Annotated in this window: 2 protein-coding genes; both read left to right on the top strand. The window is 47.2% G+C overall.

Translation table 11 applies throughout. The features are described 5' to 3' along the window. The first annotated feature begins 140 nt into the window (after window positions 1-140). The gene (locus F1735_RS33510) at window positions 141-629 is read left to right on the top strand and encodes a hypothetical protein (protein ID WP_167241317.1); all 489 of its coding nucleotides are present in this window, start codon (window positions 141-143) and stop codon (window positions 627-629) included. A gap of 126 nt (window positions 630-755) precedes the next feature. After that, window positions 756-1,052: a hypothetical protein gene (locus F1735_RS33505; RefSeq protein ID WP_167241316.1), complete on the top strand. Its 297-nt coding sequence runs from the start codon at window positions 756-758 to the stop codon at window positions 1,050-1,052. Window positions 1,053-1,477 lie beyond the last annotated feature (425 nt).

Below are 1,477 nucleotides of genomic sequence, written 5' to 3'. Positions count from 1 at the left end.
AAATGAGATTAGCCATGATTCCGCCGCCGTAACCGATCAGATTTCCTCCGATATCACGAAAAAGCGATGAAAAATCGTGCTCTCCTGATGTCGGCCAGTTCGGAAAAATCGTTTTGCAATTGGCTCAGGAGAATGTAATTATGGGTCTATTTTATTTGGTATTGCTGCTGATTTGGTTTGGTGTGCTCTGGTGGGTGGTGAAAGGTATTGCACGTTGTGTCGATAATCGGCACAAGGCATTAGTTGCGACTATTATCATTGCCATTGTCTATCCACTGCCGCTCGCTGATGAAATTATCGGGGCGATACAGCTCGCAAATTTATGCAGGCATCAGGTGATCTATAAGGATCCGGCGATGGCGAAAAAAAGAGGAGCGCGTCTTATATTTGTTGCTCATGAAGAAAATGGAATTGATGGAATGGCGCTTCCCACGAATAGTAAGATTTGGGATTTTGTTTATGAAAGCGACAAATCGTTGATGCTCAGGTATGAAGTATTCAGAATGGGTCAAGGATTTTTGGCCAGAAATTTCCAGCTCAATGAGGGAGGTAATCCGTTGACCTTTACCGGGGTGTGCTACCCAGAAGAAATGCGAACACTTTTTACTGAATTCAAAGTTATTAACTAAACCGGGGAATATATATATGAATATGCATGATATTTTCATCAATGCGATTTTGGCTGATGCTGCTTATGTGGACGGTTTGGACGATGGCTTGACAGGTTCACCCTTCAGGAAAAACCGAGTGAACGAATGACCCCGCTTCTGGCTGAGTTTATTTCCCCGGCGGCGTGCTGGTTGCGGCGCAGCCCTGATGATCGTGGTGCCCGATACGGTCGGCGTCAACGCCCAAGTCAGCATCGCGAACCAGGACATCGGCTTCGTCAATGCCGGGCAGATGCCAACGTCAAGCTCAAAAACTTTCCTTATACCAAGTACGGCACGGTGGACGCGAAAGTCGAGGTGCTCACGGCCGATGCGGTGACCGACGAAAAAATGGGTGTTTTATCTAACCACGCTGAAATTCAAATAAGCTACGTTGACGGTTGACGGCAAGCGCGTTGCATTGAGTGGCGGAATGAATGTGAGCGCCGAAATCGAGACGGGCAAGCACTGGATTATCGACTATTTTCTGGCGCCGATGTTGCATGCGACGCAAGAGAGTTTGCGTGAGCGGTAATGATTACACGGGGTGCTCAGTCGTCGGGATGACTGAATTTGAGGAGGATGTTGGTTTGAAAATGTGCATTAACTTGCATGAGTATAAACGGGGATGTCGTTATGGGACTGGTTATTTGGCATTGATGGTCATCTGGTTCGGTGTGCTCTGGTGGGTAGCCAAAGGTATCGTAACCAATCACCTCCCCGCAGACAATTTTTCTGCCTGGAAACTCAGTTCAATGTATGATGTGCAATCTTGTTAAAAAAGCCCACGCCTCTCACTGATTTCGACCTGCGCCAGATGGATGAAGAAT

Source organism: Massilia genomosp. 1, assembly GCF_011682185.1.
Taxonomy (GTDB): domain Bacteria; phylum Pseudomonadota; class Gammaproteobacteria; order Burkholderiales; family Burkholderiaceae_D; genus Telluria_A; species Telluria_A rubra.
Note: the sequence above shows the minus strand (reverse complement) of the source record. Positions and strands in the feature narration are given on the sequence as shown.

Excerpts from the sequence above, each read along its gene's own strand:
- F1735_RS33505 (WP_167241316.1), top strand. The coding sequence starts at position 756 with ATGACCCCGCTTCTGGCTGAGTTTATTTCCCCGGCGGCGTGCTGGTTG.
- F1735_RS33510 (WP_167241317.1), top strand. The coding sequence starts at position 141 with ATGGGTCTATTTTATTTGGTATTGCTGCTGATTTGGTTTGGTGTGCTC.